The organism is Castellaniella sp. GW247-6E4 (genome assembly GCF_040276065.1).
Taxonomy (GTDB): Bacteria; Pseudomonadota; Gammaproteobacteria; order Burkholderiales; family Burkholderiaceae_B; genus Castellaniella.
In genome coordinates this window covers 370,054-387,584 of sequence record NZ_JBELOI010000002.1, presented here as the reverse complement: position 1 = coordinate 387,584, position 17,531 = coordinate 370,054, and the positions used below count along the sequence as shown (strand labels likewise).

Genomic DNA, 17,531 nt, shown 5'->3' with positions numbered 1-17,531 from the left:
GCTACAAACCCAACCCGTCCCAGGACAGCTTGAGTCCGGTCAGAAACAGGAAGGCATACAACAAGCGAAAAAAGACCTTGGGGTCCATGCGGTCATGCAGCCAGGCGCCCAGCTTGACGCCCACCACGGCAAGCGGCGCCAACACCAGCGAGGTGCTCAGATTCTGCAGATCGAGCTCGCCCAGCAGGGCATAGGGCAGCAACTTGGCGTAGTTCACGACCGCGAAATAGATCGTCGCCGTGCCCACCAGCACGGCGCGGTCGAGCTGGCGGGGCAGCAGATAAATCATGATGGGCGGGCCACCCGCATGCGCCATGAAACTCGTGAACCCGGACAATCCGGACCACCAGGTCGCACTGGCCGTTGGCGGCAGGCGCACGAGCGGACGCACCCGTCCCTTGAGCCAGTGATTCAAGGTGAATGCCAGCGCCAGCACACCCACCATCAGCTTGAGCATGGCGTCGCTGACGAAATGAAAACTGAGCGAGCCGACGAGAATGCCGATCAGCGCCCCGGGCAGCAGGCGCAGCAGCAAGGCACGATCACAGCGATGGGCCCAGATGCGAAAGCCCGTCACATCCATGACGCAGAGGATAGGCAGCATGATGCCGGCCGCCTGCATGGGCGAGATCGCCAGTGCCATCAGCGGCACGGACAGCATGCCCAGCCCGCCCGCGAAACCGCCTTTTGAGATGCCCGCCAGCAGCACCGCCGGCACGGCCAGCACATAGAACAAAGGATCCAGGACGGGAAGCATCGGGCGGGCAGGCGAAGTCGATCAGACCGCTATCGTAGCCCGAGAACCCTTCGGACGCCCGCGCGCCGGGCGCCGCCCCGGGCCGCCCTATTGATTGACCAGGTACTCGACCTTCCGACGCAATTCGGGATCCCGCTGGACGGCGCGGCTGATCCCGTTGTATTCGTCCACGCCCATGCCACCGGCTTCGACCTGTGCCACCATTTTCCGGTCCGCCTCGATGCGCACCGCCTGGCGTTCCGGCTCGCTGCGGGCCTCCTGCAGGCGGGGCTGGTACTCGGCGGCCACCGCGCTGACTTTCTTGACCGCGCCCGCATAGCGCCGCAGTTGCTCCTCGCTCGGCTGCGCGATGACGTCCTGGGCCGCCCTGGCGCGCGCGCCGGCCCCGTCCTGGGCAACCGCGATCGGGCCGACCAAGCCCAATGCGATCACGGAACACGCCAGAAATGCTTTCATAGCCTGGTTCATACGACCTCCCGAGGCAAATTGAACAGTGCTTTCATCATGGCCCAAGCCCCCGCCTCGGCTCAAGTTTCGCTGTGTGTGATCCTGTATCGGCATGCCACGGCAGGCGGGCGGGACAAGGCTGCGGCCAGCCGCTACACTGCTATGGTCTCACCCGCACATGACCGTGGCGAGACACGACACCAGATGACATTTCCAGGCGAGGTATTGGGATGGACAAGGATTTCTGGCAGCAGCGTTGGCGCCAGGGCCAGACCGGCTTTCACCAAACGCGGGTCATGCCCCTGCTGCAAAAGCACTGGCCCGCCCTCTGCCTGCCCGCCGATAGCCGCGTGCTGGTCCCCTTGGCGGGGAAATCGCTGGACGTGGCCTGGCTGGCGGAGCAAGGCCATCGCGTACTGGCCATCGAGCTCTCGACCATCGCCGTCGAGCAATTCTTCACCGAACACGGACTGACGCCCTCGATCCATGACTCGATCCTCGGGCGCCACTATGTCGCGGGGCGCATCGAGTTCATCTGCGGCGACATCTTCGACCTGGACGCCGCGACACTGGCCGAGTGCACCGGCTGCTATGACCGAGCCGCACTCATCGCGCTGCCCGCCGACATGCGGCGACACTACGTGGCCCACGTCTACGGCGGCCTGCCCCCTGGGTGCCGCGGCCTGCTGCTGACACTGGACTACCCCCAGGCCCAGATGGACGGCCCGCCGTTCGCCGTCAGCGACGAGGAGGTCCAACGCCTATACACGCCGGGCTGGCGCATCGACAGGCTCGAAACCCGCGATATCCTCGAGCAGGAGCCCCGCTTCGCCGAACGCGGCATCGACCGGTTGAGCACCTCGGCCTACCGGCTGAGCGCCTGAACCCCGCCGCCGCTCGTCGCCGGCGGCGCGACATGGCCGGACGGCGCTCGAAAACCCCCATGTTTCATTTGTCAATATATGACGAATTGTATTTTGTATACAAAGAATACAGCCCTGCATGAGCTACCGGATGCATCACCCGGAAAAGCGCACGCTGAAAGGTCATACCTTGCTGTCATGGATGCGGGCCCCGACACGCGCCACTAGACACCAAAGCCGAAGCTTGCTATCTTTCTTGGTATACAAAATTCCTTTGAGGATCAAAGCTCCCATCGCTGCGATCGATGCAAGGAACATAAATGAACGACCCAAGGAGACTCAACATGCAGGGACGCAGGCCATCGTCATTCTTGCTCCGCCAAACCGCTGTGCTGGCCGCCAGCCTGGCCTTTGGCGGCACCTCGGCATTTGCCGCAACAGACTTGTCGAAGGTATGCCCTTCGCCCTTTGTCATCCAGATGGATTGGTATCCCCAGGCAGAGCACGGCCCGGAATACCAACTGCTGGGGGACGACTACAAGGTCGACGCCAAGAACAAGAAAGTACGGGGATCGCTCGTTTCGCAGGGCCAACCGACGGGGATAGAGGTCGAGGTGCGATCCGGCGGGCCCGCGATCGGCAATATGCCGGTGCCTTCCGTCATGTACACCGATGATTCAATCCATGCGGGCATGGTATCGACCGACATCGCCATCTCGTTATATTCCGCGACCCCCGTCAAGACCATCATGGCGGTCTGGGAAAAGAGCCCGATACTGTTCATGTGGGACCCCGCCACCTACCCCGATGTCCATACGATTGCCGACTTGGGCAAAAACAATATCATCGTGAACATATCGCCCTGGGCAAAGTACTCCAGTTGGCTGATCGCCAGCGGCCTGATGAGGAAAGACCTGGTCGATAAATCGTATGACGGCTCGCCCACCCAATTCATTGCCGCCGACGGAAAGTACGCGCAACAGGGCACCGCGACGAACGAGCCGTATTTATACGAGCACGAGTTCAAGGCGTGGAAGAAACCCATCCAATTCCAACTGCTGCACGACGCCGGCTACAAGCCGTATTTCGCGGCCGTATCCGTCAAGCCATCGGCGCTCGACGCCCTGTCGCCTTGCCTGAAGCAGCTCATCCCGGTCTGGCAACAGGCGATCGTGGACTACCTGGCCTCCCCCGACCGGGCAAACCACATCATTGTGGACACGGTCTCGCAGTTTCGCGATTTCTGGACCTACAGCGAACAGCGCGCCAAAGTTGCTCACGAAGCCATTCTGAAATATGGCCTCATGTCCAATGGCAGCAACAAGACGATCGGAGACATGGATCCCCCGAGAATCCAGGAGCTGATCGACAACATGCGATTAGGGGGGGAAAAGATTCCCGATGGCCTCGTCGCGGACAAGCTCCTGACCAACCAGTTCATCGACCCCGCCATAGGTCTGCCGCAATGAGCCCTGGGCTTCGTGGAGCCCCGCAAGCCGGCGGCTCCCACCCATGCATTGCGCGCATATGCCCTGTAAAGCCACAGTACGAAGGAATCTAGATGTCTCAGACTCGAGGCGGCGCCGAAAGCAGTCCAGCGCCGGGGATGTCATTTCGAAACGTCAGCATGACCTTCCCAGACGGGACGGAAGCCCTACAGGATGTGACCTTCGATGTGAACAAAGGAGAATTCGTCAGCGTCGTCGGCCCCTCGGGCTGCGGCAAGTCCACGCTGCTGCGCATCGCGTCGGGCCTGATGCAGAAGTCGTCCGGCGACGTACAGGTAAACCGCGAAAACATCGGATATGTTTTCCAGGACGCCACGCTGCTCGAATGGCGCACCACATTCCAGAATGTGACGCTGCTGTGCGAACTGCACGGGTATCCCAAGGCAAAGCAACAGGAGCTCGCCCGAAAGGCCATTGACCTCGTCGGCCTGAAAGGCTTCGAGCATCATTACCCGAAGGCGCTGTCGGGCGGCATGAAGATGCGTGTGTCGCTTGCACGCACGCTGACCATGCAGCCGTCCATCTTCCTGTTCGACGAACCGTTCGGCGCCGTGGACGAGATCACGCGCGAACACCTGAACGATGAAACCCAGCGGCTGTTCCAGAAAGAGCAGTTCGCCGGACTCTTCATCACGCACTCCATCTCGGAAGCCGTCTACATGAGCACCAAGGTCTATGTGATGTCCGCCCGCCCAGGACGCATCATCGCGGAATTCGACGTCCCGTATGCCTATCCACGCACCCAAGAGACTCGGTACGGGCCGGAATTTGGGCAGTTATGCGCAAAGATCTCTGAAAAGCTCAGGGCCGCCTGAACCACGGCCCGGAACAGACCTCGGAATCCGTCGCAGAACGGCCCGGGAATCGAAACATCGGAGACATCCAATGAGCACATTAAGCAACTTCAAGCGCAATATCCTGCCAGGGATCGTGTTCGGCGTATTCATCCTGGCGGTCTGGTATTTCATTTCTTATGTCATGCTGGAACCCAGCAAGCGATTCCTGCTCGTCCCGCCGCATGATGTGTGGACAGCCGGCTTTGCGGATCCAGAGGTCCTCATCGTGCTGCTCCAGAGCCTGTGGTCGAGTACGCGGGTGGCCGTGATCGGCCTGTTGATATCCACCGCCATCGGATTCTCGATCGCGATCGCCATGAGCCAGACGCCGTTGATAGAACGCGCACTGTTTCCCTACATGGTGGCCCTGCAGGCAATCCCCATTCTGGCGCTGGTTCCGCTGATCTCCTTCTGGGCGGGCTTCGGCCAAACCTCGCGGATCATCGTCTGCGTGCTGATTTCATTATTCCCCATCATCGTCAACACCTTGTTCGGCCTGCAAAGCGCCAAGGCCGGCGCCCATGACTTGTTTACGCTGCATAACGCCAACCGCTGGGTGCGCCTGCGCAAATTGATGTTTCCCGCGGCCTTGCCGGCAATCTTCGCCGGCCTGCGCATTTCGGCGGGCCTTTCGGTCGTCGGGGCCATCGTCGGGGATTTCTTCTTTGCCCGTGGCGAAGTGGGCATCGGACAGATGATCCGCCAGTATTCCAGCGAACTGGCAGGCGCCGAGCTGTTTGCCGCGATCATCCTGTCGTCGGCTCTCGGGGTCAGCGTGTTCCTGGTATTCGGCTGGATGTCCAAGCTCTTCGTCGGCAAATGGGCCGACACTCAGTAAATCAAGGAGGCCGAGTTGGCGGGAAACACGGGTTTCATTTTCGGCAATGCACTCGTCATCACGATTGATAGCGAACGACGCGTCATCGCGGACGGTGCGGTGGCCGTCATCGGCGACACCATCGTCGGCGTTGGAAAAACCGACCAGATCCGGACGGATTTCCCGGACCTTCCGGTGCATGATTACAGCCATCACATTATTTCGCCGGGACTGATCGATACGCACGTCCACCTGAGCCAGGCGATGTTTCGCGCGCTCGGCGAGCGCAACGCGTCCTCCGACAGCTTCCATGATTGGCTCTACCGGCTGGTCCTGCCGATGGAAGGGACGATGACCCCCGAGGACGGGGCGGCGTCCGCTTCGCTCTGCATCCTCGAGATGCTGAAATCCGGCACGACCAGCTTCCTGGAATCCATGACGTCGTCGAATCACGGCTTTGACGGCATCGCCCAAGTCTGCGTCGATTCCGGGATCCGTGCGGCGCTGGGCAAGGTCGTCATGGATGTGCCGCCGGCCTATCGCGACCGAGTGGGCTGGCCGCTGTCGGCGTGGTTCGAGCCCGACCAGGGCATTGCCGAAACCCTTGCCGCGCACAAGCAATGGAACGGCGCGGCAAATGGCCGCATCCAGGTCTGGTTCGGATGCCGCACTGCTGACGAATCGGCCAACCCCGAGCTCTATCGCCGCGTGGCGGCAGAGGCCCGGGATCGCGACATGCACCTCACCATCCATCACTCGGAACTGGAGAGCGACAACGAATACGCGCGCAGCCAGGGGTACCGCAGCCACATGGACTATGGCTACCAACTGGGCCTCCTTGGGCCCAGATCGGTCCTGACACACTGCACGGCGGCCGACAGCGAGGACATCGCCCTGCTGGCCAGCACCGGAACCTCCGTCGCCAACTGTCCCGCCAACAACGCGACGGTCGCCTGGGGGCCGACGCGCGTCGTCGAGATGCTCGAGGCCGGCGTCAACGTGGCGCTGGGCTGCGACGGCACGGCCAGCGACGCCAATATGGATCTTCTGCGAGACCTGCGCGTGCTCTGCCAGGTCGCCCGCACCCGTGGCAAGAGCCGCAACAGCCTGCGCGCCGAGACCGCCCTCGAGATGGCGACCATTCATGGCGCGCGCGCCTTGGGGATTGCCGACCAGGTCGGTTCGCTCGAAGTCGGCAAGAAAGCCGACCTGATCACCATCGACACCGACGTTCCTCACTTGTCCCCCATCTGGAATCCGGTGGCGTCCCTGGTCTTTGCGGCCCAGGGGTCCGATGTCCATACGGTCGTGATCGATGGCAAGATCGTTGTCAAAGCCCGCGAGATCCTCACCATGGACGAGGCCGCCATCATCGCCGATGTCAAGCGGCGCATGCCCGACATCCGGCAGCGGGCCGATGTGCCCGCGGCAACGCCGCGATGGCGGACACTGTGAGGCTCCGATGCGTCCCGTCTCGAGCTATCCAGACATCCCGTCCGCGCGGCGGATCCTCCTGAGGCGTGCGCGGGTCCCGTTGTGCCTGACCACGCCGGAAGCCTTCACGCGGATGCCGGACGGCCGCGACGAGGACGGCACGACCCTGCTCGACATTCGAGTGGAAGACGGCACGCTGACTGCGATCGGACCGTCCGGGCAAACCCACGCGTCCGTGGACGAGGGCGGCATCGCCCAGGTCGATCTGGCCGGACGCCAGGTCTGGCCCATGTTCCTCGACTGCCACGCCCATCTCGACAAGACCCAAATCATTCCGCGAGCGGGGAATGCGGATGGCAGCTTTGCCGGTGCGCGCGAGGGCTCCATGGCCGACCGGCAGCGTCACTGGACCCAGGCGGACATCGAGCGGCGCATGGAATTCGCCCTGCGTTGCGCGGTGCATCACGGGTCCTCCGCCATCCGGACCCACCTGGACTCACACGAGGGGCAAGCCGAGGCAACCTGGGAAGTCTTTCAGACCGTACGAGGGAAATGGCGCGAGCGTATCACCCTGCAAGCCGTTGCCCTGGCGGTGGCAGAGGTTTACGACACGCCCTTCGGCGACCGGCTGCTCGATCTCGTCGCCGCCGCGGGCGGCATTGTGGGCACCTTCCTGCGCCTGCCCGACCATGACACCGAGATGCCTGCCGGCATCGACCCGTTCCTCGACCGGCTATTCGACAAGGCCGCGCGCCGTGGGCTGGATGTCGACCTCCATGTCGACGAAACCGCCAATCCCGCCTCGCGCATGCTCGAGCATGTCGCGCGCGCCGTGCTGCGCACCGGATTCCCGGGGCGCGTCGTCTGCGGGCACTGCTGCAGCCTCGCCATGCAAGCCCCGTCCCAGGTACAGCGGACTCTAGAGCTGTGCGCGACCGCCGGGGTGGGCATCGTCACCCTGCCGACGGCCAACCTGTATCTGCAAGACCGCCGCCCCGGCATCACCCCGAGGTGGCGGGGCGTCACGCTGGTGCGCGAGATGCAGGCTGCGGGGCTGACCGTCGCCGTGGGCGGCGACAATGTGCGCGACCCTTTCTTCCCATACGGCGACAACGACATGCTGGACACCCTGCGCCAGGCCGTGCGCATCCTGCACCTTGACCACCCCATCGCCGACATGCCGAGCCTCGCCGGGCGCAATGCGGCGCAACTGATGGGCCTCGAGCAGGGGGTGCTGAGACCCGGTGCCGCCGCGCGGCTGGTGATTTTCAATGCCCGCTCGCTGAACGAAATGCTGTCCAGGCCGCAATCGGACCGCATCGTCCTGGATCGCGGCCACCTCGTGACGGAGCCGCTGCCCGCCTATGAGGAACTGGACGACATTCTGCAAGCCCCGTCTCCCGGAAACATGTCATGACGCCACTCAAAGTCCTGTTCACCACGGCGCGCGAAGCCAGGCACCAGAAGACCGCGCTGGATACCGCGCCGGCCGGGGCCCATGTCGAGATCTGCGTCCGCCCGACGCCCGGCGAACTGGCCAGGCGACTGCCCGACATCGACGTCCTGGTCACCGAACGGCTGGGTGCCGTCCACGCGGATGCCATCAACGGCGCCAAGCGGCTGAAGCTTATCCAGCGCCTGGGTCGCATGACCCAGGACATCGACCTGCCGGCCGCGCGGGCGGCGGGCATCCCCGTCTGCAACTGGCCCTTGCGCAATTGCGCGATGGTGGCCGAACACATGATGATGCAGATCCTGGCACTGGCCAAGCGGTTCAGGGACTGTGAGTCCACCTTGCTGCATCCCGGCGAGTACGACCTGCCGCCCCGCCGATGCGACGCCAACTACTTTGCCATCAACTGGACCGGACGGCGGGATATCAAACGCCTCGCGGACTGCACGGTGGGCATCATGGGGTTTGGCGAAGTCGGCTGCGAGCTCGCCGTGCGACTCAAGCCATTTGGCTGCAAAGTTCTATACCACAAGCGCAAGCCCTTGCCGCCAGAGGCCGAAGAGCTGTACGGCGTGGACTACGCGGATCATGCACGGATACGGGCCGACAGCGATTTCCTCTGCCTGCTGCTGCCGCACATGGCCGATAACGGGCCGCCCGTCGGGCACGATTTCCTGGCGGGCATGAAACCAGGGGCCTGTCTGATTTCCGCGGGCGCGAGCTCCACCCTGGACGAGCTCGCGGTCGCCGAGGCCTACCGCGCAGGCAGGCTCTCCGGCGTCGCAACAGACGGCTGGTCCTGGGAACCCACGCTGCCCGATAATCTCTTGCTGCGCTTGGCGGCAGGGGACGCGACGGCAAACCTCGCGCTCTCGCCGCACACGGCGGGCGGCTCGCTCACCGACGACGACATCTTGACGAATCGCCGGCTGGAATGGAGCAACGTCCGCAACCTCATGTCGGGGGAACGCCTACTGAACCGCATTGCCTAGCGACAGGCGGGGGCCCGGGGCGCCGCCGCGCACCAGGGCGCAAACTGCTAGGATGGCGATTTCCCCTTTCACGTGACGTTCCCATGGCATTGCTCATCACCGGCGGGGCCGGCTACATCGGCTCACACACTGTCGTCGAACTGCTGGAGGCGGGCCAAGAGGTCATCGTCCTGGACAACCTGGCCAACAGCTCGCGGGCATCCCTGCAGCGCGTGGCGCAAATCACCGGCCGCGAACCCCAACTGATCGAAGGCGACGTGCGCGACGCCCGCCTGCTGGACCGCCTCTTTGCCGAGCACCCGGTCGAGGCGGTCGTGCACTTCGCCGGCCTCAAGGCCGTGGGCGAGAGCGTGCGCCACCCTCTGGACTACTATGACAACAACGTCGGCGGCAGCCTCGCCCTGTGCCAGGCGATGGCGCGCGCGGGCGTCCGTCGCCTGGCGTTCAGCTCGTCGGCCACGGTGTACGGCGCGCCCGCGGACATGCCGATACCCGAGACCTGCCCGATCGGTATCCCGACCAATCCCTACGGACAGTCCAAGCGGATGGTCGAGGACATGCTGAACGATCTCGTGGCCTCCGATCCACGCTGGTCGATCGCCCTGCTGCGCTACTTCAACCCGGTCGGCGCCCATCCCAGCGGCCTGATCGGCGAGGACCCCGACGGCATCCCCAACAACCTGCTGCCCTACATCACCCAAGTGGCCGTCGGACGGCTCGAGCGCCTCGCGGTCTTCGGCGACGATTACCCGACCATCGATGGCACCGGGGTGCGCGACTATATCCATGTGGTCGACCTGGCCCGTGGCCACCTGGCCGCGCTGGGCTTCTTATCGACGCATCCGGGCATCCATGCCTGGAATCTGGGAACCGGAACGGGATACTCGGTGCTGCAGATCATCGAGGCCTTCGAACGCGCCTCGGGGCGCCCCGTGCCCTACACGATCGCGCCGCGCCGGCCTGGGGACGTGGCCCAGTGCTGGTCGGATCCCGCCAAAGCCATGCGTGAGCTCGGCTGGCGCGCCACCCTCGGGCTGGACCGGATGATGGAGGACGCCTGGCGCTGGCAGTCCGGCAACCCGGCGGGCTATGCTGAGGCGGACTGAGTCGCCCGACAACCCCAGGAGCCGCTATGAACCTGTTGCAAGGAAAGATCGCAATCGTCACCGGGGCCGGCAGCGGCTTTGGCGAAGGCATCGCCCGCGCCTTCGCGCGCGAAGGCGCGCACATCGTGCTGGCCGATGTGCGCCCGGATGGCATCCGGCGCATCGCCGACGAACTCGCAGAGCAGGCCCTGCCCCTGCTCTGCGATGTCAGCCGGGCCGACCAGGTCGAGCGCATGATCGAGGATACGGTCCATTCCTTCGGTACGCCCGACATCCTCGTCAATAACGCGGGGATCACCCACCGCAACCAGCCCATGCTGGAGGTGGACGAGGAAACGTTCGACCGGATCTACGCCGTGAACGTGAAGTCGATCTACCTGACCGCGCGCGCCCTCGTGCCCCGCCTGCGCACACGTGGCGCCGGAGGCTGCATCATCAACATCAGCTCAACAGCCGGGATCCGCCCGCGGCCCGGCCTGACCTGGTACAACGGCACCAAGGGCGCCGTCAATACCCTGACCCGGTCGATGGCCCTGGAGCTGGGCCCCGACCGGATCCGGGTCAATGCCATCCTGCCCGTGCTGGGCGCCACCGGGCTGACCGCGGCCTTCATGGGTATGCCGGACACCCCCGAGAACCGCGAGCGCTTCCTCGAGACGATCCCCCTGGGCCGCATGTCCACCCCCGAGGACATCGCCGGCGCGGCGATCTACCTGGCCTCGGACGCCGCCTCGATGGTGACCGGCATCGAGTTGCCGGTCGACGGCGGGCGCACCGCCTGAGGCCAGCCGTCACAGGCGGCGCCCGCTCAAGAGGCGCTCTCAGAAATATTCGCCCTTGAAACATAAAGAAAAACGGCGGGGCGCCGTTGACCCGTGGAGGCAACAGTTCGACCTACTCTCCATGAGGACGACATGAGGAACATCAAGATCGGCACCCGGCTCGCGCTGGGCTTCGGATTCATCATCATTTTGCTTGTCGCGATGTCCGGCATCGGCTTGTGGCGCATGTTGGACGGCAACACCGCCAACATGAACCTGGAGGGGCGTCAAAAGGCCAATGCGCTGATCCTGCAATGGGCTCGTCAGGTCGAGGTCAACGCCAACCAGGCCCTGGCCGCCGCCAACCTGACCAACCCCGATGTACTGGCCGTCTTCAAAACCGGCCTGGTGTCCTCCGACGAGCAAGGCGCCATGATCCGCGACGCGCTCGCGCCCATGCTCCGCCAACCCGAGGCGGTCGCTCTTTACCAGCAAGTCCTCAAGACCCAGGAACTCTACGTCGGGGGCCGGACCGAGGCCTTTCAGGACCTCGACCACGGGGAATACGCCAAGGCGGACACCTTCTTCAACAAAGAGATGCCCCGGCTCACCCAGCAATACATCGCCGAGATCGACAAGCTCAGCACTGTCCAAAATAGGGTCGTCCACGAGTTGTTCGTCGGTTCACGGGACGCCAATCAGCTTGGCATGACGACTCTGGGGGTGGCGACGCTGCTGGCGCTGCTGCTGGGGCCGCTGTTTGCCTGGCGCGTCACCCGCTCGATCACCCACCCCCTGCGCCACGCCGTATCGGTGGCCGAGGCCGTGGCCCGGCGCGACCTGGGCCAGCACGTCCAGCCCCAGGGCAAGGACGAGGTCGCCAGCCTCGAGCGCGCCCTGGGCAGCATGGTGCGCGGCCTCAACGACACCGTCGGCGAGGTGCGCGGCGGGGCCAACTCCATCGCCTCGGCCGCCGCCCAGATCACCTCCGGCAACCTGGACCTGTCCTCGCGCACCGAGCAGCAGGCCAGCTCCCTGGCCCAGACCGCCGCCACCATGGAGGAGCTCACCGCCACCGTGCGCCAGAACGCCGACAACGCCCAGCAGGCCAACACCCTGGCCAGCTCCGCCTCGCACATCGCCACCGAGGGCGGCGCGGTCGTCGCCCAGGTCGTGCAGACCATGGCCCAGATCAACACCACCTCCCAGCAGGTCGCCGACATCATCGGGGTGATCGACAGCATTGCCTTTCAGACCAACATCCTGGCGCTGAACGCGGCCGTCGAGGCGGCGCGCGCCGGCGAGCAGGGCCGCGGCTTTGCGGTGGTCGCCTCCGAGGTGCGCGCGCTGGCCCAGCGCAGCGCCTCGGCGGCCAAAGAGATCAAGGCGCTGATCGACGCCTCGGTCTCGGCCACCGCCGCGGGCAACGAGCAGGCGGCCCGAGCCGGCAAGACCATGGAGGAGGTGGTCACCGGCATCAACCGCGTCACCGACATCATGGGCGAGATCAGCGCGGCCAACCGCGAGCAGACCACCGGCATCGAGGAGGTCAATGCCGCGATCACGCAGATGGACGATGTCACGCGCCAGAACGCCAGCCTGGTCGAGCAGTCGGCGGCGGCGGCCGCCAGCCTGCAGGCGCAGGCCGATGCGCTGGCGCGGCTGGTGGCGACCTTTCGCCTGAGCGGGCAGGGCGAGGCGCCGGGCGCGGCGCCTGCGCAGGCGCACGCTCCCGAGCAGGCCGCGCCCGCGCGCCTGCCGTCGCCACCCGAAAAAGTCGTCAGCCCCCCGCCCAGGCGCCCCGCATCGAGCGGTGCGACCGCCAAGCCGCAGCAGGCGCCCGCCGCGCTGCGCGCACCGGCACCGGCCGCTGAGGAATGGACGGAATTCTGATTACAATCAAACCTTGATCGGACTTCGGCCCGCATCCTGCGGGCCGTTTCTTTTCGCCTCTTCCCCGGAGACCGCCGTGGCCATTCGACACCTTGCAATCGCCCTCGCCCTGCTGAGCGCCCTGGGTATCCAGCCGGCGCTCGCCCAAGTCAAGATCGGGGTGGTCGCCTCGGCCACCGGGCCCACGGCCCTGGTCGGCATCCCCCAAAAGAACACCGTGCCGCTGCTGCCAACCCAGGCGGGAGGCCTGGACATCCAATACATCGCCTTGGACGACGCCAGCGATCCGACGCAAACCGTCACGGCCTTCAAGAAACTCATCAACGAGGACAAGGTCGACGCCCTGATCGGGCCGACCGGCTCGCCCAACTCGATGAGCGTGCTGCAATTCGCCGCCGAGTCCGGCACACCGATGCTCGCGCCCGTGGGCGCGGCCTCCATCGTCCTGCCCATGACCGACCAAAAGAAATGGGCGTTCAAAACCACGCAGAACACCGACATCATCGCCACGGCCCTGGTCGGCGACATGGTCCGGCGCGGCATCAAGACCGTCGGCTTCATCGGCTTTGGCGACGCCTACGGCGACGACTGGCACCGGGTCTTCAGCGCGCTCGCCGCCCAGCATCACCTAGACCTGATCGCCTCCGAACGCTACCAGCGCTCGGATAGCTCGGTCACCGGCCAGGCCCTGAAATTGCTGGCCGCCCGACCCGACGCGATCCTGATCGCGGGCACCGGTGCGGCGGCCGCGCTGCCGCAGACCACGCTCAAACAACAGGGCTACCAGGGCGTGTTCTACCAGACCCACGGCGCCGCGCTGCCAGCCTTCCTGAAACTGGGCGGCCAGGCCGCCGAGGGCACCATCCTCGCCGCCAGCCTGATGCTGGTGCTGCCCGAGGTCCCCGACAGCAACCCGTCCAAGGCCATCGCCCAGGACTATATCCAGCGCTATCAGGACCTGTATGGCGAGCGCCCCGCGACCTTCGGCGCCAATGTGTATGATGCGGGCCTGCTGCTGCAGCACGCTCTTCCGATCGCCGCCCAGTCCGCTAAGCCGGGAACGCCAGAGTTCCGCGCCGCCCTGCGCGACGCGCTGGAGCAGACCCACGAGCTGGTGGCCACGCAGGGCGTCTACAACATGAGCCCCGAGGACCATAGCGGGTTCGACGAGCGCGGCCGCGAACTGATCACAGTCAAGAACGGGGCCTGGACACTGCTCAAATAAGCGAGTGCGCGGACGGGACGCCGCCTGGATGCGAGGCGGCGCCCGGCCTCAACTTCCCAGGGCGTCGAGCTTCTTTTTGAGGGCGTCGAGCGGCAAGGCGCCGTTGACCCGCGTGCCGTCGGCAAAGAACAGCGCGGGTGTGCCCTGGACATTGAGCTTGCGGCCCAAGGCCAGGGTTTCCTGGATGGGTGTGTCGCACTGCGCGGTGGCCGGCACCTTGCCATCGAGCATCCAGTCCTTCCAGGCGCGCGCCGGATCCGAGGCACACCAGATATCGCGCGACTTGGTCGTCGAGTCCGGCGCCAGAATCGGGAACAGAAAGGTATAAACCGTCACGTCATCCACGTCGCGCAGGGTGCGGTGCAGTTGCTTGCAGTAGCCGCAGTTCGGATCCTCGAACACCGCCACCTGGCGCGAGCCGTTCCCTTTGACCTGCTTGATCGCCTTGTCCAGTGGCAGGCTGTCGAAGGCCACCTGCTGCAACACCTCGACGCGCTCGGCCGTCAGATCCTTGCGCGCCCGAGCATCGATCAGCGAGCCCTGCAGCACGTAATCGGCGTTGGCATCCGTATACAACAGATCCATCCCGACCTGGACCTCATAGATCCCGGCGAGCGGCGAGGCGCGCACCAGGGTCACCTGGATGCCCGGGAAGCGGGCCTCGAAATGCTGGCGGATCGCCTGCGCCTTGGCCGGCTCGAGCGCCGCGGTCGACAAGACCTTGTCCCCGGCACCCTGGGACGCCTCCTGGGTGGTGCGGGTGCCGATCACCTGATCGGCCGATTGCGCCCAGACGGGAAGGCTGCCGGCCAGCAGGGTCGCGGACAGCAAGACAGAAAAACGCATGATGAACCTCGAACGAAAAGCGGTGGAATGTCGGCGGATCAGCGGCCAGCGGCCGCACGGATCAACTGGCGCTTGATGAAAGGGACGCGATCGACCAGGCGCATACCCTCGTTGCGCACCCAGACGACCGGGGCGCACTCGGTGCCGAACAGGCGGTGCAGGCCATCGGTCACCAGGCCCATCGCCAGGACCGGCTCGGCGCGCGCGCGCCGGTAACGGGCAAGCACCCGCGCCTCGCCCACCGAGCGGAAGGCCTCGCGCGCGCGCAGCACCTCGATCAGGGCCCGCACATCGCCCAGGCCGAGGTTCAAGCCCTGCCCGGCCAAGGGATGCACACGATGGGCGGCATCGCCCACCAGGGCGACGCCGGGCGCCACCATCCCCGTGCGCTCGAGGCTCAGCGAGAACCCCAAAGGCCGGCCGCGCAGACGCACCCGGCCCAGACGTGCCCCGGTGATGGCCAGCACCTGGCCGGCAAGAAAGGACTGACCAGCCTGGGGATCCAGCGCCAGGAATTCGCGTGCGCGGCCCTCGGGCAGCGACCAGACCATGGACACCTGGGCGCCGTCGGACGTATCGGGCATGGGCAGCAGGGCCAGCACGCTGTCGCCGGTGAACCATTGCAACGCCTTGCCCTGATGCGGGATTTCGGCATCGAGGTGGGCCACCACCCCCATATCGCCGTACGGCGTATAGCGGTGGTGGATGCCGGCGGCCGCGCGCACCGGCGAACGGGCGCCATCGGCGCCCACCAGGAGATCGGCCTGCATGACCCGGCCGGCGCGCGTGCGCAGGCGAACCCCGGCGGGCAGTGCCTCCAGGCCCTCGAATGCATCCTCGAACCAGGGCACGCCCATGGCGTGCACGACTTGCTGCAAGGCATGCTCGATCTCGCCGGACTCGGCAATCCAGGCCAGCGTGTCGCGGGCATCCTGCCACGCCGACAAATCCAGGGCGCCGTCGCCATCGCCATAGACCTCCATGGCTTCGACCGGCGTGATCCGCCGCGCATCCATCAAGCGCCAAGCCCCCAGGCGCTCGAGCAGCGCCTGGCTGGCGGGCGACAAGGCGTAGACCCGGGGATGATAGGTGTCGGGATCCTGACGGGTCGGCTCGTGGCGCGGGCCGAGCAGGCTGACCGAGTGCCCGTCACGCGCAAGCCCCAGGGCGCAGGCGAGCCCCGCGATCCCGGTTCCGCAGACGATGATGGATTCCTTTTTCATGATCGGCCTATATTAACCCGGCCGGCCGCGCGGCTGCGGGCCGGATACGCGTGGTCACAGGCCCGGCCCCGCCTCCGGTCAGCGCGCGCTCGGCGCGCCGGCCTGCGCCGGCCATAGAACCCACATCTGGCCGGATTGCTTCATGCGGCCGGCCTGCTGGCCGGCTTCGTCGCCAAAGCCCCAGTAGAAGTCCGCACGGGCCGCACCGCGAATCGCCGCCCCCGTGTCCTGCGCAAATACCAGGCGACGCAAGGGCCCCGCGCCGCCCGGCAACTCGGTGGCCAGATAGACCGGTGCGCCCAGCGGCACGAAATCGGCATCGACCGCGATCGCCCGCCCGGCCAGCAGGGGGATGCCGTAGGCCCCCTTGGGACCCAGTTCGGCATCGACGACCGGCTCTTCCTTGAAGAACACCATGGCCGGATTCACGTTGAGCATCTGCTGGATGCGGTCCGGGTGCTCGCGCGCCCAGCGCTTGATGTTCTGCATGGATGTCTGCGCCAGCGGCATCTCGCCCTGGCGCGCAAGCCACTGCCCGATCGAGGCATAGGGCCGGCCATTGTGGTCGGCATAGGCCAGACGGATCACCGTGCCATCGGGCAGGGCGGCGCGCCCGGATCCCTGGATCTGCAGGAAAAAGGCTTCGACCGGGTCATCGGCCCAGACGATCGCCGGCGGCTGGCGCGAGGGGTCGGCGGCGATTTGCGCGCGCGTATCGTAAGGCACCACGCGGCGCCCGGCCAGCTTGCCGCGGATCCGCTTGCCGGCGAGTTCGGGATAGACGGCCCCCAGATCGATGGTCAGCAGATCATCGGGCGGCGCATACAGTGGCCACCGATAGGCGCCCCCTGGCTGGCGCGACGCCCGGATCAGAGGCTCGTAATAGCCGGTGACCGTGCCGCTGGCCGCGTGCCCCGCCCCGTCCAGCAGGCGCCAGGGCCGCAGGTGCGCCCGCAGGAAGGCACGCACAGCCTCGCCGCCCGATTCCGGCGCAAGGCCCGCGCGGGATGCCGCGCCACACACTGGCTGCCAGACGCGCGGCGTGGCGCGGGCGGGCTGGGACAGCGATCCTGCGACCGGCCGCATCAAGCCCTTGCAATTGTTGATGAAGCCCTTCCAGACGTGCCGCAGATCATCCTCGCTCCAACCCGGCAGGCCCGACCAGTCGGCCGCCGCGAACCGTCCCCGCAAGGACCGCGCGGCGGTGTCCGGCAAGGCCGACAGCGGCGGGACCACCAGGGGCCGCAGCGCAATGTCCTCGGCGGGCGCGACGGGCCCGGGAGCCGCCGGCTCCTCGAGGGGAACTGAGGAGCACGCGGCCAGCACGGCCAGGACGCCAAGGGCGGGCAGGATTTTCTTCATCGGGGAAC

16 protein-coding genes are annotated in these 17,531 nt (G+C 66.0%); 11 read left to right on the top strand and 5 right to left on the bottom strand.

Going from position 1 to position 17,531, the window contains the following annotated elements:
- Nucleotide 1: 1 nt before the first annotated feature.
- The gene (locus tag ABS761_RS04930; RefSeq protein WP_350406985.1) at nt 2-757 is read right to left on the bottom strand and encodes a sulfite exporter TauE/SafE family protein; all 756 of its coding nucleotides are present in this window, start codon (nt 755-757) and stop codon (nt 2-4) included.
- 87 nt (nt 758-844) lie between these two features.
- Nucleotides 845-1,213, bottom strand: coding sequence for a DUF4168 domain-containing protein (locus tag ABS761_RS04925; RefSeq protein ID WP_350406984.1), 369 nt, complete (start codon nt 1,211-1,213; stop codon nt 845-847).
- Between the two features lie 221 nt (nt 1,214-1,434).
- Here ABS761_RS04925 and ABS761_RS04920 point away from each other — a divergent pair, with 221 nt between their 5' ends.
- The 11 genes from ABS761_RS04920 (at nt 1,435) to ABS761_RS04870 (ending at nt 14,092) form a co-directional block, all read left to right on the top strand.
- Nucleotides 1,435-2,088, top strand: coding sequence for a thiopurine S-methyltransferase (locus ABS761_RS04920; RefSeq protein WP_350406983.1), 654 nt, complete (start codon nt 1,435-1,437; stop codon nt 2,086-2,088).
- Nucleotides 2,089-2,438: 350 nt separating this feature from the next.
- Complete coding sequence (locus tag ABS761_RS04915; RefSeq protein WP_350406981.1) at nt 2,439-3,536, top strand: substrate-binding domain-containing protein; 1,098 nt, start codon at nt 2,439-2,441, stop codon at nt 3,534-3,536.
- A gap of 158 nt (nt 3,537-3,694) precedes the next feature.
- A complete protein-coding gene (locus ABS761_RS04910; protein ID WP_350406980.1) occupies nt 3,695-4,390 on the top strand; it encodes an ABC transporter ATP-binding protein in 696 nt (231 codons plus the stop codon).
- Nucleotides 4,391-4,460: 70 nt separating this feature from the next.
- Nucleotides 4,461-5,249 (top strand): ABC transporter permease, encoded by a 789-nt coding sequence (locus ABS761_RS04905; RefSeq protein WP_350406979.1) that lies wholly within the window; start codon nt 4,461-4,463, stop codon nt 5,247-5,249.
- Nucleotides 5,250-5,264: 15 nt separating this feature from the next.
- Entirely contained in the window at nt 5,265-6,683 is a 1,419-nt protein-coding gene (locus tag ABS761_RS04900; protein WP_350406978.1) for an amidohydrolase family protein, read from the top strand.
- 7 nt (nt 6,684-6,690) lie between these two features.
- Nucleotides 6,691-8,079, top strand: coding sequence for a cytosine deaminase (locus ABS761_RS04895; RefSeq protein ID WP_350406977.1), 1,389 nt, complete (start codon nt 6,691-6,693; stop codon nt 8,077-8,079).
- The gene (locus ABS761_RS04890) at nt 8,076-9,107 is read left to right on the top strand and encodes an NAD(P)-dependent oxidoreductase (RefSeq protein ID WP_350406976.1); all 1,032 of its coding nucleotides are present in this window, start codon (nt 8,076-8,078) and stop codon (nt 9,105-9,107) included. The genes ABS761_RS04895 and ABS761_RS04890 overlap by 4 nt, the downstream gene beginning before the upstream one ends.
- An 83-nt stretch (nt 9,108-9,190) precedes the next feature.
- Complete coding sequence (gene galE / locus ABS761_RS04885; RefSeq protein WP_350406975.1) at nt 9,191-10,213, top strand: UDP-glucose 4-epimerase GalE; 1,023 nt, start codon at nt 9,191-9,193, stop codon at nt 10,211-10,213.
- 26 nt (nt 10,214-10,239) lie between these two features.
- Nucleotides 10,240-10,995 (top strand): glucose 1-dehydrogenase, encoded by a 756-nt coding sequence (locus ABS761_RS04880; RefSeq protein WP_350406974.1) that lies wholly within the window; start codon nt 10,240-10,242, stop codon nt 10,993-10,995.
- A 132-nt stretch (nt 10,996-11,127) separates the two neighbouring features.
- Complete coding sequence (locus ABS761_RS04875) at nt 11,128-12,867, top strand: methyl-accepting chemotaxis protein (protein WP_350406973.1); 1,740 nt, start codon at nt 11,128-11,130, stop codon at nt 12,865-12,867.
- Nucleotides 12,868-12,943: 76 nt separating this feature from the next.
- On the top strand, nt 12,944-14,092 hold the full coding sequence (locus ABS761_RS04870; RefSeq protein ID WP_350406972.1) for an ABC transporter substrate-binding protein: 1,149 nt from the start codon (nt 12,944-12,946) through the stop codon (nt 14,090-14,092).
- Between the two features lie 48 nt (nt 14,093-14,140).
- On the opposite strand, the gene ABS761_RS04865 is transcribed toward ABS761_RS04870, so the two are convergent.
- From ABS761_RS04865 to mltA, 3 genes are all read right to left on the bottom strand, one after another.
- A complete protein-coding gene (locus ABS761_RS04865) occupies nt 14,141-14,938 on the bottom strand; it encodes a DsbC family protein (RefSeq protein WP_350406971.1) in 798 nt (265 codons plus the stop codon).
- A 38-nt stretch (nt 14,939-14,976) separates the two neighbouring features.
- Nucleotides 14,977-16,161 (bottom strand): FAD-dependent monooxygenase, encoded by a 1,185-nt coding sequence (locus ABS761_RS04860; protein ID WP_350406970.1) that lies wholly within the window; start codon nt 16,159-16,161, stop codon nt 14,977-14,979.
- Nucleotides 16,162-16,239: 78 nt separating this feature from the next.
- Entirely contained in the window at nt 16,240-17,523 is a 1,284-nt protein-coding gene (gene mltA, locus ABS761_RS04855) for a murein transglycosylase A (RefSeq protein ID WP_350406968.1), read from the bottom strand.
- Between the last annotated feature and the right edge of the window lie 8 nt (nt 17,524-17,531).

Bases quoted from the DNA above. Each gene is read 5' to 3' on its own strand.
- ABS761_RS04930 (WP_350406985.1), bottom strand. From the start codon at position 757: ATGCTTCCCGTCCTGGATCCTTTGTTCTATGTGCTGGCCGTGCCGGCG.
- ABS761_RS04925 (WP_350406984.1), bottom strand. From the start codon at position 1,213: ATGAAAGCATTTCTGGCGTGTTCCGTGATCGCATTGGGCTTGGTCGGC.
- ABS761_RS04920 (WP_350406983.1), top strand. From the start codon at position 1,435: ATGGACAAGGATTTCTGGCAGCAGCGTTGGCGCCAGGGCCAGACCGGC.
- ABS761_RS04910 (WP_350406980.1), top strand. From the start codon at position 3,695: ATGACCTTCCCAGACGGGACGGAAGCCCTACAGGATGTGACCTTCGAT.
- ABS761_RS04905 (WP_350406979.1), top strand. From the start codon at position 4,461: ATGAGCACATTAAGCAACTTCAAGCGCAATATCCTGCCAGGGATCGTG.
- ABS761_RS04895 (WP_350406977.1), top strand. From the start codon at position 6,691: ATGCGTCCCGTCTCGAGCTATCCAGACATCCCGTCCGCGCGGCGGATC.
- ABS761_RS04890 (WP_350406976.1), top strand. From the start codon at position 8,076: ATGACGCCACTCAAAGTCCTGTTCACCACGGCGCGCGAAGCCAGGCAC.
- galE (WP_350406975.1), top strand. From the start codon at position 9,191: ATGGCATTGCTCATCACCGGCGGGGCCGGCTACATCGGCTCACACACT.
- ABS761_RS04880 (WP_350406974.1), top strand. From the start codon at position 10,240: ATGAACCTGTTGCAAGGAAAGATCGCAATCGTCACCGGGGCCGGCAGC.
- ABS761_RS04875 (WP_350406973.1), top strand. From the start codon at position 11,128: ATGAGGAACATCAAGATCGGCACCCGGCTCGCGCTGGGCTTCGGATTC.
- ABS761_RS04865 (WP_350406971.1), bottom strand. From the start codon at position 14,938: ATGCGTTTTTCTGTCTTGCTGTCCGCGACCCTGCTGGCCGGCAGCCTT.
- ABS761_RS04860 (WP_350406970.1), bottom strand. From the start codon at position 16,161: ATGAAAAAGGAATCCATCATCGTCTGCGGAACCGGGATCGCGGGGCTC.
- mltA (WP_350406968.1), bottom strand. From the start codon at position 17,523: ATGAAGAAAATCCTGCCCGCCCTTGGCGTCCTGGCCGTGCTGGCCGCG.